Genomic DNA, 16749 nt, shown 5'->3' with positions numbered 1-16749 from the left:
CCGCGCATGTTGCGTCGGCACGACAGCCGGCCACGGCCGGACGGAAGCCCGGCGTCGGCGATCACGTGAAAACCGCCGGCCTCGCGCGCACGCCGCGCGACATGTCGGTTTTGTGAAGGACTCTTGCCGGATCCGGAAAGGTGCGCTCGCCGCGCCGGCGGCCGCGCGCGCGCAGCGCGTTCCTATACTTGCGCCGAACTTTGGTTTCCCCTCCCACACGCAGGAGCTTCACCATGAAAAAAACCCTGATCGCCGGTGCATGCGCGGCCGCCCTGTTCGCGCCGCTCGCCCATGCGCAGAGCTCGGTCACGCTGTACGGCCTGATCGACGCCGGCATCGCCTATACCAACAACGTGAACGGCGCGTCGCAGTGGCGCATGGCCAGCGGCACGGTCAACGGCAGCCGTTTCGGCCTGCGCGGCACCGAGGATCTCGGCGGCGGCCTGAAGGCGCTGTTCGTGCTCGAGAACGGCTTCAACGTGAACAACGGCGGCCTCGGCCAGGACGGCAAGCTGTTCGGCCGTCACGCGTACGTCGGCCTGAGCCAGGCCGGCTACGGCACGCTGACGCTCGGCCGCCAGTACGACACGATGGTCGACTTCGTCGCGCCGCTGTCCGCGACGGCCGGCGATTTCGGCGATGCGGGCTTCGCGCATCCGTTCGACAACGACAACCTGAACCACTCGCTGCGCATCAACAACGCGGTCAAGTACACGAGCGATTCGCTCGCCGGTTTCAAGGTCGGCGCGATGTACGCGTTCTCGAACTCGACGAACTTCAGCGCCAACCGCGCGTACAGCGTCGCGGCGAGTTACACGAACGGCCCGCTCAAGCTGGCCGGCGCGTACCTGCAGATGAACGGCACGAAGGGCTCGACGAGCGCGAGCCCCGGCGCGACCGATTCGGCCGAGGCAAAGAGCGTGAACCAGGGCGGCTGGTCGATCGGTTCGGACCGCATGCGCGCCTACGGCGGCGGCGTCGGCTACGTGTTCGGCCCGGCGACGGTCGGCTTCGTCTACACGCGCTCGCAGTACGACAACACGGGCTCGTTCGGCGCCACCGGCCAGGTCGCATTCAACAACTACGACGTGAACGTGCGCTACGCGGTCACCCCGGCGGTCAGCCTCGGCGTCGCCTACGTGTACACGGACGCCAGCGTGTCGAATCCCGACAGCAAGCACGGCTCGGATCCGAAGTGGCACCAGGTCGACCTGCAGGCCGTGTACAAGCTGTCGCGCCGCACCGACCTGTACGCGGAAGCGATGTTTCAGCACGCGTCGGGCCGCGGCTACCAGGCGTTCATCAACACGTCGGGCGGCGCATCGAGCACGGCGAACCAGGTCGTCGGCACGATCGGCATGCGCACGCGCTTCTGAACGGCGTGATGCCGCGTCGCGCGTGGCGCACGGAACGTCGGTTCGTGCGCCGCGCGCGACGCGCCGCCAATGTTGTTCCATCTGGAAGGCAGCCTGCCGGGAATCGGGGTTTTTGTGCGTGCGACCGCTACGTAGACTGGCGTCGAAGGCTCGGGTCATGCATCACGCATCGATCCGTCCACCTACCCCGTATTCAGGAGAACCCCGTGAAATCGCTCGTCGTTACCGCCGCCGCTGCCGTCCTGCTTGCCGCACCGGCCCTGTCGTTCGCCCAGCAGGCACAGGCGCCCGTCACGCGCGCGCAGGTGCTGCAGGAACTGATCGATCTGGAATCGGTCGGCTACAACCCGGCGCGCGGTGAAGCCGACAACTATCCGGACGACATCATGGCCGCGCAGCAACGGCTGCAGGCGAAGCGCCTCGCGGAACACAAGGCCGCGCAGGCCGCGTACGGCCCGGCCGGCCAGCCGGCCACCGAATCCGGCGCGGCGGCGAAGCCCGCGCCGTGACGACGTGACGACGCGCCTCGCCCGCGAGAGGGATGTTCCGCGGGCAACGCGCGTCTCGCGCATGCGTGAAGAAGCCGGACAGGACACGGCGCCCCCGTGTGCGCCCGGCGTGCAGGCCTTCAGGCAGCCTGCGGTTCGCGGTCGATCGCGTTCAGCATCTCGACGTCGCGCGCGATCATGCCCGGCACCTGCGCACGCAGCATCTCGACCCAGGTCCGCACCTTCGCATCGACGAAACGGCGCGACGGATACAGCGCGTACACGTTCATCTTCTGCAGGATGTGCGCGGGCAGCACGCGCACGAGCGTGCCGTCGCGCAGTGCGTCGATCGCCGCGTACAGCGGCAGCATGCCGATCCCGATGCCGTCGCGGATCGCCAGTGCGAGCGATTCGGCCGTATTGGTCTGCACCGGCCCCGAGACGTGGATCTGCTCGACGCCTTCGGGGCCCTCGAGCACCCACTCGTGCGTCGGGAACGCGGGCGTGCACAGCGTCAGGCACGCATGCGCGGCGAGATCCTGCGGACGGGCCGGCGCACCGTGCCGTTTCACATAGTCGGGCGACGCGCACAGGATGCTGAACGTGGAGCCGAGCAGGTGCGACACGAGTTCCGAATCGGGCAGTGACGACGCGGTCACGACGGCCATGTCGCTGGTGCCGTCGAACAGGTCGGGCATGCGCTGCGACAGCGACAGCTCGATCGACACGTCCGGGAACTGCGCGTGATAACGCGTCAGCGCGGGCAATACGTAGTGGTGACCGACGCTCGCGAAGCTGTGCATGCGCAACACGCCGGCCGGCCGTTCGTGCGCGCAACTCGCTTCTTCTTCCGCACGGTCGACGTCGGCGAGGATCTGGCGGCAGCGCCGCAGATAGCTTTCGCCGGCCGACGTGAGCGCGAGACGGCGTGTCGAGCGATTCATCAGACGGGTGCGCAGCCGCGCCTCGAGTTCCGACACCGCGCGCGACATCGCGCCCGTCGTCGAATTCAGCGATTGCGCCGCGGCCGTGAAGCTGCCCGTCTCGACGACGCGCGAAAACACCCGCATGTTTTGTAGGGTATCCATTCCTGTGAGCAACCTGTAGCGGAACCGCTATTTTCCTCCACTGGATGCGACAGATTGTTACTCCGGCTGCAACTATCGTTTCCCCGGAGCTGCGTTAATGCGCACGCGCCGCACTCCTACAATCGGCGCCTCACCAGTCGAACGGACCCGTTCGGATGCGCCGCGGCCCCGCCCCGGCCCCGCCTCGGCCCCCTCTTTTCATGAAGCCACCACCTGCGATCGAGCAATCTTCCATCGAACCCGCGCGATGGAGGGCCTGGCTCGAACCGCTCGGCGACGCCGCGCGCGACTGGGCAACCCGCGACGGGCTGATCTGGCTGCATCTCGCGAAAACCGTGCTTGCGGCACTGCTGGCGATGGGCATCGCGATGCGCCTCGAGATGTCCCAGCCGCGCACTGCGATGACGACCGTGTTCGTGCTGATGCAGCCGCTCTCGGGCATGGTGTTCGCGAAGAGCTTCTATCGCGTGCTCGGCACGGCGGCCGGCCTCGTCGCCGCGCTCGCGCTCGGCGGACTGTTCGCGCAGCAGCCCGAGCTGTACATGGCCGGCATCACGCTGTGGATCGGCGGCTGTATCGCGCTCGCGGTACGCAACCGCCACTTCCGCTGGTACGGCTTCGTGCTCGCCGGCTACACGGCCGCGCTGATCGGCCTGCCGGCCGTGATGACGCCGCAGACGCTGTTCCAGTCCGCGCTCACCCGCGCCGCGGAAGTCGCGCTCGGCATCGCCTGCTCGGGCGCGGTCAGCGCGCTGATCCTGCCGCTGAGTTCCGCGAAGGCGCTGATGCGCTCGCTGAGCGCGCGCCATGCGACATTCGCGGCGTTCGCCGCCGGTGCGCTGGCTGGCGACGTCGCGCGCGGCGATTTCGAGCGGCGCTTCGCCGATTTCGTCGACGACATCGTCGGTTTCGAGGCCAACCGCGCGTTCGCGTCGTTCGAGGATCCGCACATTCGCGCGCGCAGCCGCCGCCTTGCGCGGCTGAACAGCGAGTTCATGAATGCCTGCACGCGGCTGCATGCGCTGCACCAACTCGTCAAGCGCCTGCGCGCGAACCAGTCGGACGCGGTGCTCGCTGCGCTCGCGCCGCACGTCGACGCGCTCGCCCTGCGCTTCGCGGCACTGCGCGACGAGCGGCCGCGCGGCATCACGCCGGCCACCGGCGCGCTGCTCGAACTGCGCCGCTTCCACGGTGCATTGCCGAAGGCCGCGCGCGCGTCGCGCCGAACCATCGAGGAACATGCCGCGGGCGGCCTGCTCGACTTCGATACCGCGATCGAGCTGATGTACCGCTTCATCGGCGAATACCTCGGCTACGCCGATACCTACGCGTCGCTCGACCAGGACGATCACGCGTTCGAGCGCTCCGTCACGCATTACGCAGTGAAGACCAATGCGTTCTTCGTCGGCTTCGCGTTCCTGCGCACGGTAGTGGCCGTCGGCGCGATGAGTGCGTTCTGGATCGCGTCCGAATGGCCGAGCGGCTCGCTCGCCGTGATCGCCACCGCGATCGCGTGCGCGCTCAGCTCGACGTCGCCGCGCGCGCCGAAGTTCGTCGCGCAGATGAGCGTCGGCGCGGCGTTCGCGACCGCCGTCGGCTACGTGTTCCTGTGCTACGTGTATCCGAACATCGACGGCTTCCCGCTGCTGTGCGCAACACTCGCGCCGGTGCTCGGCCTCGGCGCGTTCCTGGCCATGCGGCCCGGCCTGTCCGGCTACGGGATCGGCTTCGCGGTGTTCTTCTGCCTGCTCGCCGGCCCCGACAACGCGATCGCGTATACGCCCGAAGTGCTGATCAACAACGGGCTGGCGATCGTCGTCGCGATGCTCGCGTGCTCGCTCGTGTTCGCGGTCGTCTTCCCGACCCACATGCCGTGGCTCACCGGCCGCATCGCCCACGACCTGCGCCGCCAGGTCACGCTCGCGTGCGAAGGCGCGCCGGTCGGCCTCGCGCAGCGTTTCCAGTCGAGTACGCACGACCTGATGGCGCAACTGCGCACGCTGCTCGTGCGGCGTACCCGGCAGCACCGCGACGCCATGCGCTGGATGCTGTCGACGCTCGAGGTCGGCCACGCCGTGATCGACCTGCGCGACGAGCTGCGCGCGTTCAGTGCCTCGAAACCGCCGCAGACGCTGCGCTGGACCAACTCGATCGACGCGGTGCTGCACGAGCTGCCGCGCTTCTTCGACGACCCGACGCCCGGCCATCACGCACGCACGCTGAAATCGGTGAATCTCGCGATCCGCGCGGCGCAGCACACGCTGCAGGCCTGGTACGCGGTGCCCGATGCGCGCCGGAGCATGCAGCGGATCGTCGGCTGCCTGCACTTCATGCGCACCGCGCTGCTCGACAAGGATGCGCCGTTCAACCGGCGCCGCCATTGAGGATCGATGCGTGCGCAACGGGATCCTTGTTCCGGATGGAAATAAGCTCTACAGCCCCGGTGATTAATCTTTAAGCAGTGCGAGCCTATAGTTTCCTCACTGCCAGCGCGACTGGCACTCACCCAGGAGAACCCAAAATGAAGCCGCTGCACCTCGCCCTCGTTGCCCTGTCGCTCACCGCCGCTGTCGCCCACGCACAGCCTGCGCCGGCGGACGCCGCACCGCAACAGGCGAACCGCGCCGAAGCCGTCAAGGCCGCGGGCCGTGTCGATCGTTCGCAATCGAAGCAGGCAGACCCGAACGCCTGTGTCGGCCCGGTCAGCTTCTGCAACATCTACTTCGGCAGCTGAGCATGACGCCGCGTCGTCACGGCCAGGCCCGCATCGCCCGCACGGCATGCATCGCATGCGCGGGCGGACGGCGGTCCGGCCGATCGCCGCATCGCCGCCCCGTTCCACGCCGCTTCGATTGAAGCGGCGCTCGCCGTTTCAGGCGCCGCGCCCCGGCCGCCACCCCACTTCGCGCAACGCATCGAGCAGGCGCGCCTGCCCGAGCCCCTCGACCCGCGCACCGCGCGATTCGACGTCGCCGCCCGCGACCAGCGCATTCACGATCGCTTCCTCCACCGCTTCCGCCGCCGCGACGAACAGCGCGGAAATGTGGTCGTTGTTGACCATCTTCAGATCGGTGGTCGGCGCGCCCTTGCTGCCGTAGTTCGCCGCGGGCAGGCCGTCGTTGCCCGTTGCGAATGCCAGGAAGACGTCGCCGCTCGAATCCTCGGTACCGCCGCCGACGCGTGCGAGTCCGACGCTCGCGCGCTGCGCGAGGCGCGTGCACTGATGCGGCAGAAGCGGCGCATCGGTCGCGAGCGTCACGACGATCGATCCCATGCCCGGCTCGCCTTTGGCGCCCTGGTCGCGGAACGGCGAATGCACGTGCCGCAGCACTTCGCCGACCGGGTAGCCGGCCACCCGCAGCATTTCGCGCACGCCGTAGTTTGCCTGGACGAGCGCGCCGACGGTCCAGCCGCCCGCATCGTTCGCGAGCACGCGCGAGGCGGTGCCGATGCCGCCCTTGAACTCGTGGCAGATCATCCCCGTGCCGCCGCCGACGCCGCCTTCCGCGACCGGCCCCGACTGCGCGGCGGCCAGCGCGCGCTGCAGGTGCGCGGCGCTCACATGCTGCCCCCAGATGTCGTTCAGCAGCCCGTCGTAGGTTTCCATCACGACCGGCATGCACCAGTACACGCGGCCGGCCGCCGCTGCACGCTCGTTCGCGACGAGCGCGTCGCGCACCGTGCCGACGCTGTGCGTGTTCGTATAGGCGATCGGCGTCGTCAGCAGGCCGGCCTCGCGGATCCATTCGAGCCCCGTCGCGTCACCGTTGCCGTTCAGCACGTGCACGCCCGCGAAGCACGGCGAATCGTGCGCGGCGCCCGCGCGCGGCTCGATGACGGTCACGCCGGTGCGGATCGATGCGTCGCCGTTCTCGACGTTCAGCGTGCAATGTCCGACCCGCACGCCCGGTACGTCCGTGATCGCGTTGAAGCGGCCCGGCGTGCCGAGCCCGATGCGGATGCCGAGATCCCTCGTGCGCATGATGCAGTTCCTCCAGTCTTTCCGTGGTTCGGTATGTCGATGCTGCAAGGTGTCGATCCGCCGCTCAGAGCGCGCGGAACGCTTCGCTGTGGCGCGCCCATACCCCGTACATCACGAGTGCGGCGGCCAGCAATCCCGCGATGATGATCAGGTCGGTCGACTTCGTCGCGGTCGCCAGCGTCGTGTACAGCGTGTAGGCCGCGCCGGCCACCGCGACGAGCGGCGTCACGGGCCACAGCGGCATCCGGTAATGATGCTCGACGTCGCGACGCACGAACCGGCTCGCGAGCGCGGCCAGCCCGACGACCAGGTAGATCAGCAGCAGCAGGTCGACCGTGAACGCGGTCAGTTCGTCGAGGCTCGACACGAACACGAGCCCGGCCGACGGCACCGCCAGCGCGAGCGTCGCGAGCCACGGCGATTGGAGGCGCGGATGGATCGTCGAGAATGCGCGGTTGCAGGCGCGCGACCAGAGTGCATGCCGGCCGCTGCTGTACAGCAGGCGGCCCATCGTGATCACGATCGCGATGATCGCGTTGAACACCGACAGGAAGATCCCGCCGCTGACCACGCGCGACACGGCCGGGTTGCTCAGCGAACGCACCACATAGCCGATCGGGTCGGCACTCTTCGTCAGTTCCGTGAGCGACGGCGCGCCGAGCACGATCGCGGTGAGCGGCACCAGTTCGACGACGAGGATCACGAGCAGCGAATAGATCACCGCCTTCGCGACGTTGCGGTTGCCGCCGCGCAGGTCTTCCGCGAGATACGCGGCCGAGCCGAAGCCGTTGTAGCAGAAGATCGCTGTGCCGATCGCCGGCACGATGGCCGCGAGCGTCGCCGGCACGAGCGCGTTGCCGCTCGCGACGACCGGCGCGATCAGCACGTCGGCGCCGCGATGCGGCGAACCGAAGCCGAGCCCCGCGATCAGCATCAGCACGCCGATCTCGACGACCAGGAACGCGCCGGTGATCCACGCGTTCGTCTTGATGTTCAGCATGCCGAGCAGGTAGCTGAGCAGCACGATCGTCAGCGCGACCGACTGGTTGCCGAAGTGCGTGCCGAGCGCGTTGTTCAGGTAGGGCGCGGCGCCGCTCGCGAGCACGGCCGGGATGAACACGCTGACGGACAGCACCGTGATGAAGGTCAGGTAGCCGGGCAGCGTGCCGAATACGCGCTTGGCCATCACGTATTCGCCGCCCGCGCTGCGGTGCGCGGCGCTGAGCTCCGCGTAGCAAAGCGCGAACGCCAGTGCAAGCACGCCGCCGAGCACGAACGACAGCACGGCACCGCTGCCGGCCTGCTGGATCGCGAACGGCGCGATCACGAAGATCGAGCTGGCAGGCGTCACGCCCGATACGGTGATCATCACCGCGTCGCGCACGCTGAGCGTCTGCGACAGCGCGCGCGGCGCGTCTTCCGTTGCAGGCGCCGCTTGCAGGCTACCCGTCGATTCCGACATCATCGCCATTTCGTTCTCCTGTGCTCCTTTGCTGCCAATTTTTGAACACCCATACTCGGGCCCGATTGATTGCGTGGCAGTCTAGGAAGCCAATTTCAGGACCGCTATTCCCCCTTCGTGTTACGCCCTTCCGGTGGTGGTATGGATCGTCTCTTTTCCGAAATCGCGATGCATCAGGCGCTTGGCCGCGCGATCGATCATCTCGGCCAGCCGCGCTTCTGGCGGTTCCTGGTGCTGCTGCTCAACGAAATGGTGCCGTTCGACAACGCGCTCGCGACCGCGGTCGGCCGCGACGGCGTGCCGCTCGTGCTCGACGAATACGACACCGGCGGCACCGACAACGCATCGCCCGTGCCGCTCTACCTGAACGGCGTGTATCTGCTCGACCCGTTCCTGCAGGCCGCGCACGACGGGCTCGCCGACGGCTGCTACCGGCTCGAGGAAGTCGCGCCCGACCTGTTCCGGCAAAGCGAATATTTCCTCAGCTATTTCCGCGATGCGGTCGGCGACGACGAGATCCAGATTCTCGTGCGGCCGAACGCCGATACGCTGCTGTCGCTGTCGCTCGGCGCGGCCGCGCGCTTCGACGTCGAGCCGCTCGGCAAGCTGACGGCCGCGATGCCGTGGGTGCTCGCGGCGATGCGGCAGCACTGGCGGCTGGTGGGCGACGCCGCACGCGCGACGCCCGACGCCGATCTCGGCGCGCGCGTCGAGCAGGCGCTCGCGCGCTTCGGCGCTGGCGTGCTGACCGACCGCGAGATGTCGATCGCGCGCATGGTGCTGCGCGGCAATTCGTCGAAGGCGATCGCCGAGCGGCTGGCGATATCACCCGAAACGGTGAAGGTGCATCGGCGCCATCTGTACGCGAAGCTCGGGATTTCATCGCAGCCCGAGCTGTTTTCGCGGTTCATCCGGGCGCTCGGGGAAGATGCGGCCGGGTGAGCGCCCCGATCGCGGCGGATGGCAACGGGCGCGGAATCGGGCACTATCCGTGCATCGACTCGCGCCGTGATCGGCCGGTGAAGCAGGCACGGAGGTTTCGCCGACCACGCGGCCGCCCCGATACAGGAGACCCGATTCATGTCGCTCGTTCCGCTCATCGGACTTGGCTGGCTGCTGCTGTGTGCCGTCAGCGCCGCTTCGATCGTGCTCGTGCCGCCCGTGGTGCTGGCCGCCTGCCTGATGGGCAAGGACGTCTGGTCGATCCTGACGCGCGGCCGGCTGCAGTTCGCATTCCTCGCCTACCTGGGCTCCGCGCCGGTGCCGGCGGTCTTCACGTTCCTGCTCGAAGCCGGCACCACGGCCGGAAATGCCGGCGGCGTGGCATCCGACAGCCTGAACGCATGGAACGCGCGGTGCTTTTTCGTTTTCCTCGGCGCGGCGGCGCTGAGCGGGCTGCTGTTGCTGTGCCGGCCGAAAGACCGGCCGGCGGCACACGTCGAGCCGTCGCGGCCTGCGCGATAGTCGGCACGCGAACGCCGCGCCATGCCTCCCGCCCCGTTGTCGGGCAGGGGCACGGCCATGCGCGGCATCCTGCTACCGCCACTTCGCGCCGAGTTGCGCGAGCCCGGCGTTCCGCAGATCGTCCGGCAGCATCACCACGCGGAACTCGCAGTCCGCATTCAACATCAGGAACCACGGCTCCGCGAGCGCCGGGATTTGCGACGGGTCGTCCAGATTGACGATCACGACCGCGCCGCGCCCGCCGCTCTGCTCCGTGAAATACACGGCCTCCGGCTTGACCGCCTCGAGTATTCGCGAGATCACGTCGCCGACGCTGCCGTCGCGCACCAGCGTATTGAACGGCTCGTGAGGAATTCGTATGTTGAGAAGCATGCGCATGACCGTCCTCCGTTGGGTCCGCCCGGCCTGGGCCCTTCAAGCATAGGTGCTGCGCGACGCCGCGCCAGGACGCCGAACACCGTTGCCGGCATGCATTCACGTTCCGACGATTCGACGACACGGCATCGCTCGCACGGTCGTCACTCGCGCGATGCGCGCGTGACCGGCTCGGTCACGCCGGCCCTTGTGCCGAGGCCGCCTCGGCCGTCAGCCCCGGCGACGCGATCGCCAGATGCAACGCCTGCCGCGGCCGCAGCGTCACGTTCAACACCGGTCGCGGCGGCGCCATGCCGGGCGGAACCGACAGCACGTAGCGCTGCAGGAGCATCGCGGCCACCACGGTCATCTCCGTCATCGCCAGATACTGCCCGAGGCACACGCGCGGGCCGGTGCCGAACGGCATGTACGCGCCGCGCGGCAGCGGCGGCGCGTCGTCGGCGAAGCGCGCCGGCCGGAACGCATGCGGCTCGGGAAACCAGCGTTCGTCGAGATGCATCAACTGCAACGGCAGCATGAACAGCGTCCGCGCGGGAAACTGCCAGGCGCCCAGCGCAACCGGCCGCGATGCGCGACGGCTGATCAGGATCGGCGCCGCCGGGTACAGCCGCATCGTTTCCTCTAGCGTCTGCGTCAGGTAGCGCAATGCCGGGCGCGTGTCGGCGCTCGGCGCGCGGCCGTCCAGCACGCGCACGACCTCGTCCCGCGCGGCAGCCTGCACGTCCGGATGCGCCGCCATGCTCCACGCCCACCAGGTCAGCGTGGCAGCGGCCGTCTCGTGTCCGGCCAGGAACACCGTCATGCATTCGTCGCGCACGGCCTGCAGCGGCCAGACGCGCGCGTCGGCGCGATGCAGCCGCAGCAGGCGCGACAGCAGATCGTCGGGCCAGCCGTGCTCGGGCCGGTCGAGACGCGCATGCAGTTGCCGGTCGATCAGCCCGTTCAGCACCGCGAGCGCCCGCGCCTTGCCGCGCTTCCACGGCATCCAGTCCGGTGCGCTCACCGGCTGGTAGAACTCGGCATTGGACACGGCGCTCACCGTGCGCACGGCGGCCTCGGCCACGCGCGCATCCTCGCCGATCGCATCGGAAAACATCGCGCGCATGATCACGTCCATCGCGAGCGACGTCAGGGCGCTTTCGATCGGCCAACGCGCGTCGTGCGCGGGCCATTGCGCGAGCGCATGGCCGGCCGTCGCGGCGATCGCCGGAACGAACGCCTGTACCGGCTTCGGCATGAAATTCGGCTGCAACGCGTGCCGCTTGTCGCGCCATGCGTCGCCTTCGGCCATCAGCACGCTGTGCCCGTGTACCTGCGAGAACACGCGGATGCCGCGCTCCCAGCGCACGAGCGCATCGTGATGCGTGACCAGCAGTTCGCGCACGAGCGCGGGATCGGTCACGGCCACCACGTGCTCGGGCCACATGCGCAAGTGCACGACGTCGCCATGCTCGCGCTGCCAGCCCGCGAGCGTGCCGAGCAGGTCGCGCGACATCGCGCGCAGCAATGACCACCCCGTCAGGCCGGCGCGCGGCCCCGGCGGCCATACGCCGGGCGGGTGAAGCACGGGCGCCGGTGCTGCGGCGCCCGCATGGAAGGGACATGGGGAGGAGGTTCGCGGGTTCATGCGGCGGATTGTCCGCGGCGACGCGGCGGCGGTCTTGAACGCAAACGACATCGACACGCATGCAGGCCGTCCCTATACTCCGGCGTCATGTGCTCCGGCCCGCCCCCGATCCTGCCGCCATGCCCCGATCCGCTCGCGCGCGCGCCGCGCGTGCTGCGCGGCGGCCGCGCGCCGCATGCGCGGCTGTATCCGGCGCCGGCCGCGTTGCAAGGCGCGGTGGTCGCGATCATCTGCCGCGACACGCGCGGCTTCGCGCTGGACGCAGCGCAGCGGCTGACGCACTTCCCGGCGTCACCGCTCGTCTGTCTCGCGTGGTATCGCGCTCTCGACGCGGGGCTCGTCGAGAGCGCGCCCGACGGCCCGCGCTGGCGCGCGTTCGGCGCGTCGGCGACGCTGTCCGGCAGCCAGTCGGCGCCGACCGTCAGCTGGGCGCCGACCACCGGTCAGGGCGGCATCGTCTGCTTCCATGCCGACGCGGCCCGCGTGCTGTTCGGAATCGGGCTGCCCGAGATTCACGACCGCTTCGTCGATGCGCGTGTCGCGCTCGACGACGGCTGGCGGCCGCTGCTCGACGCATTGGCCGAGGCGGACGGCGACGCCGCGGCGCTGGCCGCGCTCGACCGCCACCTGGCGCCGCGCTGGCGCGCGCTGCGCGGCGGCACGACGCCGCTGTCGTCGCTGCGCGACGCGGGCCGCAGCTGGGCCGAACGGCTCGCGCTGCAGGCACGCGAATGGCGGCACACGCACAGCGCGCGCCAGGTCGAGCGGCGCATCAAGGCGTACAGCGGGCGTTCGTTGCGCGACTGGCATACGCTGGTGCGCAGCGAAGGCGCGTTCTTTGCCGCGCGGGCGCGGCAGGAAGCCGGCGAGCCGGTCGACTGGGCGGCGCTGGCGCTGGATGAAGGCTTTGCCGACCAGGCCCACCTGAGCCGCGCGACGCGGCGCATCACGGGCTTTGCGCCGACCGAATTCGTGCGGCGCTTCGCCGACGACGAATCGTTCTGGATGTACCGGCTGTGGGTGTAGCCCGCGCCGCCGTGTTCACGAACCGGGTGCCCGTGTTCGGCGTACTGCTGTCGGTCGCGCTGCTCGGCGAACCGCTGTCGCCGTCGATGCCGGCCGGCGGCGTGCTCGTGATCACGGGCGTCGCGCTGACCAATCGCGCCAGACGCTGACGCGCCGGCGTGCGCCGCGCGTTCGGGGACGGAATACCGGCGCGCCGGCAATCGCCGCGCCGTTGCGCGATGCCTACGCGCGGCCGATATGCCCCCCGATCTTCTCGCAGCCCCGCGCAAAACCGCCTATCGTGAAGAAGGCGCCCCGTTTGCCGCCATGCGATCCCGCGTCAAGCTCGCGAACGGCAACGGCATCGCGTTCCGGCACCATTCATCGCGATCGTCGCGCACGCTTGCCCGTGCGCGCGGTTGCGGCCGCCCACCGGACTATCAGGAGGCACACATGAAAGCCGTGCTGCTCGTCAGCTCCGCTCTGCTCGCCATTGCATCCGCTTCGGCTACGGCCCAGGGTTCCATCACGAAGGAAGAAAACGGCGCGCTCGTCGCCGCCAACGGGATGACCGTCTACACGTTCGACCACGACAAACCCAATGCCGGCACCAGCGCCTGCACGGGCCAGTGCGAATCCTTCTGGCCGCCCTACAAGGCCAGCGCGACCGACGTCCCGGTCGGCCCCTACACGATCGTCAAGCGCGACGACGGCAGCCCGCAATGGGCCTACAAGGGCAAGCCGCTGTACTTCTTCTCGAAGGACATGAAACAGGGCGACCGCAACGGCGACAACTTCAAGAACATGTGGCACGTGGTTGCGCCGTAAGCGTCCTTCCGCCGCCTTCCGCCCGATCCGTGCACAAGCAAAAAAGCCTGCCCCGATCGTCGACCGGGGCAGGCTTCGGCACGTCGCGCCGGCTGCGTGCAGCCGGCTTGCGCGTCAGCGGCTCGACGGGAAGCTGAATACCGTCCCTTCGCGCACGCCGGCCGACGGCCAGCGCTGCGTGATCGTCTTGCGTTTCGTGTAGAAACGCACGGCGTCCGGGCCGTATGCGTGCAGGTCGCCGAACAGCGAACGCTTCCAGCCGCCGAACGAGTGGTACGCGACCGGCACCGGCAGCGGCACGTTGATGCCGACCATGCCGATCTGGATGTTGTCGCTGAAGTAACGCGCGGCCTCGCCGTCGCGCGTGAACAGGCACGTGCCGTTGCCGTATTCGTGCGCGTCGATCAGCGCCATCGCCTCGTCGAGGGACTTCAGGCGGATCACGCCGAGCACGGGCCCGAAGATCTCGTGCTGGTAGATCGGCATGCCGGGCTTCACGTTGTCGAACAGGCACGGGCCGAGATAGTAGCCGCCGTCGTGGCCGTCGACCTTCACGCCGCGGCCGTCGACGACGAGCGTCGCGCCCGCCGCGACGCCCGCATCGACGAAGCCGGTGACCTTCTCGAAGTGCTGCCGCGTCACGAGCGGGCCCATGTCGACACCCGCGCCGTTGCCCGGGCCGACCTTCATCTTCTCGATCTCGGCCTTCAACCCCGCGACGACCTGGTCGCCCGTCTCGTCGCCGATCGCGACGACGAGCGGAATCGCCATGCAGCGCTCGCCGCACGAGCCGTACGCGGCGCCCATCAGCGCGTTCACCGCATTGCCGATGTCGGCGTCCGGCATCACGACCGCGAAGTTCTTCGCGCCGCCGAGCGCCTGCACGCGCTTGCCGTGCGCGCAGCCGGTCGAGTAGATGTATTCGGCGATCGGCGTCGAGCCGACGAAGCTCACGGCCTTCACGCGCGGGTCGGTCAGGATCGTGTCGACCGCTTCCTTGTCGCCGTTCACGACGTTCAGCACGCCCGGCGGCAGGCCGGCCTCGAGCGCGAGCTCGGCCATGCGCAGCGTCGACGACGGCGTGCGCTCGGACGGCTTCAGCACGAACGTGTTGCCGCACGCGACGGCCATCGGCCACATCCACAGCGGCACCATCACCGGGAAGTTGAACGGCGTGATGCCGGAGACGACGCCGAGCGCCTGGAACTCGCTCCACGAATCGATCGCGGGGCCGACGTTCTTGCTGTGCTCGCCCTTCAGCAGCTCGGGCACGTACGTCGCGTATTCGACGTTCTCGATCCCGCGCTGCAGTTCGCCCATCGCGTCGGCGAGCACCTTGCCGTGCTCGGCCGTGATCAGCGCGCACAGCTCGTCGGCATGCTCTTCGAGCAGCGTCTTGAAGCGGCTCATCACGCGCGCGCGCTTCAGCGGCGGCGTGTTGCGCCACGCCGGGAACGCGGCCTGCGCGGACGCGATCGCGGCTTCGACGGTCGGCTTGTCGGCGAGCGCGACGCTCTTGTCCGATTCGCCGGTGGCCGGGTCGAACACCGGCTGGACGCGGTGGCCGCCGTCGACGCGCTTGCCGTCGATCAGGTGGCCGATGGTGGAGGTGACGTTGCTGTCGTGTTTCATCGTTGAGGCTCTTTCGTGAATGCGGTTGTCGCGGGGGCGAGCCGCGGCTCAGTCCACTTCGTTCAGTGCGTCGGACAGCGCGTTGACCAGGTTGTCGATCTCGCGCTTCTCGGCGATGAACGGCGGCGCGAGCTGGATCGTGTCGCCGCCGTAGCGCACGTAGAAGCCCTTCGCCCAGCAGCGCATCGCGATCTCGTACGGACGTCGTGCCGGCTCGCCCGGCAGTGCCGCGATCGTCAGGCCGGCCGCCAGCCCGTAGTTGCGGATGTCCGCGATGTGGCGCTGGCCCTTCAGCCCGTGCACGGCCGCCTCGAAATGCGGCGCGAGATCGCGCACGCGGGCCACCGCGTCCTCCTTCACCAGCAGGTCCAGCGCCGCGACGCCGGCCGCGCACGCGACCGGGTGCGCCGAATACGTGTAGCCGTGCGGGAACTCGAGCATGTACTCGGGGCCGCCCGCGGCCATGAACGTGTCGTAGATCTCCTTCGTCGCGATCACGCCGCCGAGCGGCTGCGCGCCGTTCGTCACCTGCTTCGCGAAGTTCATGATGTCCGGCACCACGCCGAATGCGTCGGCGCCCGTCATCGCGCCGGCACGGCCGAAGCCCGTGATGACCTCGTCGAAGATCAGCAGGATGTCGTGCGCGGTACAGATGTCGCGCAGGCGCTTCAGATAGCCCTTCGGCGGCACGACCACGCCCGCCGAACCGGAAAACGGCTCGACGATCACGGCCGCGATGTTCGACGCGTCGTGCAGCGCGATCAGCTCGAGCAGGCGGTCGGCCAGCTCGGCGCCGTGCTCGGGCATCCCGCGCGAGAACTTGTTCTCGGCGAGTTGCGTGTGCGGCAGGAAATCGGCGTCGAGGCCCTGGCCGAACAGCTTGCGGTTCGGCCCGATCCCGCCGACCGAGATGCCGCCGAAGTTCACGCCGTGGTAGCCCTTCTCGCGGCCGATCAGGCGCGTCTTCGTGCCCTTGCCCTTCGCGCGCCAGTATGCGCGGGCCAGCTTCAGCGACGTGTCGGCGGCTTCCGAACCCGAGCCCGTGAAGAACACGTAGTCGAGGCCGGCCGGCGTCAGTTCCTTGATCTTGTTCGCGAGTTCGAACGATTTCGGGTGGCCGAACTGGAATGCCGGCGCGTAGTCGAGCTGCGCGATCTGGCGGCTCACGGCCTCGACGATCTCCGTGCGGCCGTGACCGAGGCCCGTGCACCAGAGGCCCGACAGGCCGTCGAAGATCTTGCGGCCTTCGGCGTCCGTGTAATACGCGCCCTTGCCCGACACGATCATGCGCGGATCGGCCTTGAACTGGCGATTGGCCGTGAACGGCATCCAGTGCGCGTCGAGCCACGCGGCGTCGGTGCGCAGGTTCGTGTCGTCGTGCTGGGCGGTGGTGATGTCGGTCATGTCGGTCGGCGCGGCGCG

The 16749-nt window shown here is 69.1% G+C and carries 16 protein-coding genes; 9 read left to right on the top strand and 7 right to left on the bottom strand.

Going from position 1 to position 16749, the window contains the following annotated elements; all coding sequences use genetic code 11:
* The first annotated feature begins 233 nt into the window (after positions 1 to 233).
* Together AC1VVG_RS26455 and AC1VVG_RS26450 are read left to right on the top strand one after the other, a co-directional pair.
* Positions 234 to 1376, top strand: coding sequence for a porin (locus AC1VVG_RS26455; RefSeq protein WP_069705345.1), 1143 nt, complete (start codon positions 234 to 236; stop codon positions 1374 to 1376).
* 206 nt (positions 1377 to 1582) lie between these two features.
* Positions 1583 to 1885, top strand: a complete 303-nt coding sequence (locus tag AC1VVG_RS26450; protein ID WP_059556501.1) for a DUF4148 domain-containing protein — start codon at positions 1583 to 1585, stop codon at positions 1883 to 1885.
* Positions 1886 to 2004: 119 nt separating this feature from the next.
* Here AC1VVG_RS26450 and AC1VVG_RS26445 read toward each other — a convergent pair whose 3' ends face one another.
* Complete coding sequence (locus AC1VVG_RS26445; protein WP_034191449.1) at positions 2005 to 2952, bottom strand: LysR family transcriptional regulator; 948 nt, start codon at positions 2950 to 2952, stop codon at positions 2005 to 2007.
* Positions 2953 to 3152: 200 nt separating this feature from the next.
* Here AC1VVG_RS26445 and AC1VVG_RS26440 point away from each other — a divergent pair, with 200 nt between their 5' ends.
* Positions 3153 to 5336: an FUSC family protein gene (locus AC1VVG_RS26440; RefSeq protein ID WP_124608367.1), complete on the top strand. Its 2184-nt coding sequence runs from the start codon at positions 3153 to 3155 to the stop codon at positions 5334 to 5336.
* Positions 5337 to 5473: 137 nt separating this feature from the next.
* A complete protein-coding gene (locus AC1VVG_RS26435; RefSeq protein WP_124608368.1) occupies positions 5474 to 5686 on the top strand; it encodes a hypothetical protein in 213 nt (70 codons plus the stop codon).
* A gap of 138 nt (positions 5687 to 5824) precedes the next feature.
* Here the strand turns inward: AC1VVG_RS26435 and AC1VVG_RS26430 are convergent, their stop codons facing one another.
* Both AC1VVG_RS26430 and AC1VVG_RS26425 read right to left on the bottom strand, forming a co-directional pair.
* Positions 5825 to 6934, bottom strand: coding sequence for a DmpA family aminopeptidase (locus AC1VVG_RS26430; protein WP_049028341.1), 1110 nt, complete (start codon positions 6932 to 6934; stop codon positions 5825 to 5827).
* A 64-nt stretch (positions 6935 to 6998) separates the two neighbouring features.
* A complete protein-coding gene (locus tag AC1VVG_RS26425) occupies positions 6999 to 8405 on the bottom strand; it encodes an APC family permease (protein ID WP_049028342.1) in 1407 nt (468 codons plus the stop codon).
* 132 nt (positions 8406 to 8537) lie between these two features.
* On the opposite strand from AC1VVG_RS26425, the gene AC1VVG_RS26420 reads away from it, so the two are divergent.
* Positions 8538 to 9338 (top strand): helix-turn-helix transcriptional regulator, encoded by an 801-nt coding sequence (locus AC1VVG_RS26420; protein WP_034191454.1) that lies wholly within the window; start codon positions 8538 to 8540, stop codon positions 9336 to 9338.
* A gap of 138 nt (positions 9339 to 9476) precedes the next feature.
* Entirely contained in the window at positions 9477 to 9860 is a 384-nt protein-coding gene (locus tag AC1VVG_RS26415) for a hypothetical protein (protein ID WP_034191455.1), read from the top strand.
* A 72-nt stretch (positions 9861 to 9932) separates the two neighbouring features.
* Here the strand turns inward: AC1VVG_RS26415 and AC1VVG_RS26410 are convergent, their stop codons facing one another.
* Complete coding sequence (locus AC1VVG_RS26410; protein WP_034191456.1) at positions 9933 to 10238, bottom strand: panthothenate synthetase; 306 nt, start codon at positions 10236 to 10238, stop codon at positions 9933 to 9935.
* 172 nt (positions 10239 to 10410) lie between these two features.
* Positions 10411 to 11862, bottom strand: coding sequence for a cytochrome P450 (locus AC1VVG_RS26405; RefSeq protein ID WP_482836701.1), 1452 nt, complete (start codon positions 11860 to 11862; stop codon positions 10411 to 10413).
* Positions 11863 to 11949: 87 nt separating this feature from the next.
* Between AC1VVG_RS26405 and AC1VVG_RS26400 the strand changes: the two genes are divergently transcribed.
* The 3 genes from AC1VVG_RS26400 to AC1VVG_RS26390 all read left to right on the top strand — a co-directional run bounded on the left by AC1VVG_RS26400 (position 11950) and on the right by AC1VVG_RS26390 (position 13695).
* On the top strand, positions 11950 to 12888 hold the full coding sequence (locus tag AC1VVG_RS26400) for a helix-turn-helix domain-containing protein (RefSeq protein WP_343727348.1): 939 nt from the start codon (positions 11950 to 11952) through the stop codon (positions 12886 to 12888).
* Positions 12879 to 13037: an EamA family transporter gene (locus tag AC1VVG_RS26395; RefSeq protein WP_343727347.1), complete on the top strand. Its 159-nt coding sequence runs from the start codon at positions 12879 to 12881 to the stop codon at positions 13035 to 13037. Before AC1VVG_RS26400 ends, AC1VVG_RS26395 begins: the two co-directional genes overlap by 10 nt.
* 283 nt (positions 13038 to 13320) lie before the next feature.
* Complete coding sequence (locus AC1VVG_RS26390; protein ID WP_049028502.1) at positions 13321 to 13695, top strand: COG4315 family predicted lipoprotein; 375 nt, start codon at positions 13321 to 13323, stop codon at positions 13693 to 13695.
* Positions 13696 to 13809: 114 nt separating this feature from the next.
* Here AC1VVG_RS26390 and AC1VVG_RS26385 read toward each other — a convergent pair whose 3' ends face one another.
* Positions 13810 to 15327, bottom strand: a complete 1518-nt coding sequence (locus tag AC1VVG_RS26385; protein ID WP_059556496.1) for a CoA-acylating methylmalonate-semialdehyde dehydrogenase — start codon at positions 15325 to 15327, stop codon at positions 13810 to 13812.
* A gap of 48 nt (positions 15328 to 15375) precedes the next feature.
* Positions 15376 to 16731: an omega-aminotransferase AptA gene (gene aptA, locus AC1VVG_RS26380; protein ID WP_034191682.1), complete on the bottom strand. Its 1356-nt coding sequence runs from the start codon at positions 16729 to 16731 to the stop codon at positions 15376 to 15378.
* Between the last annotated feature and the right edge of the window lie 18 nt (positions 16732 to 16749).

The sequence above is a fragment of the Burkholderia sp. L-4 genome, from assembly GCF_056856535.1.
This window is presented reverse-complemented; position numbering and strand designations above follow the sequence as displayed.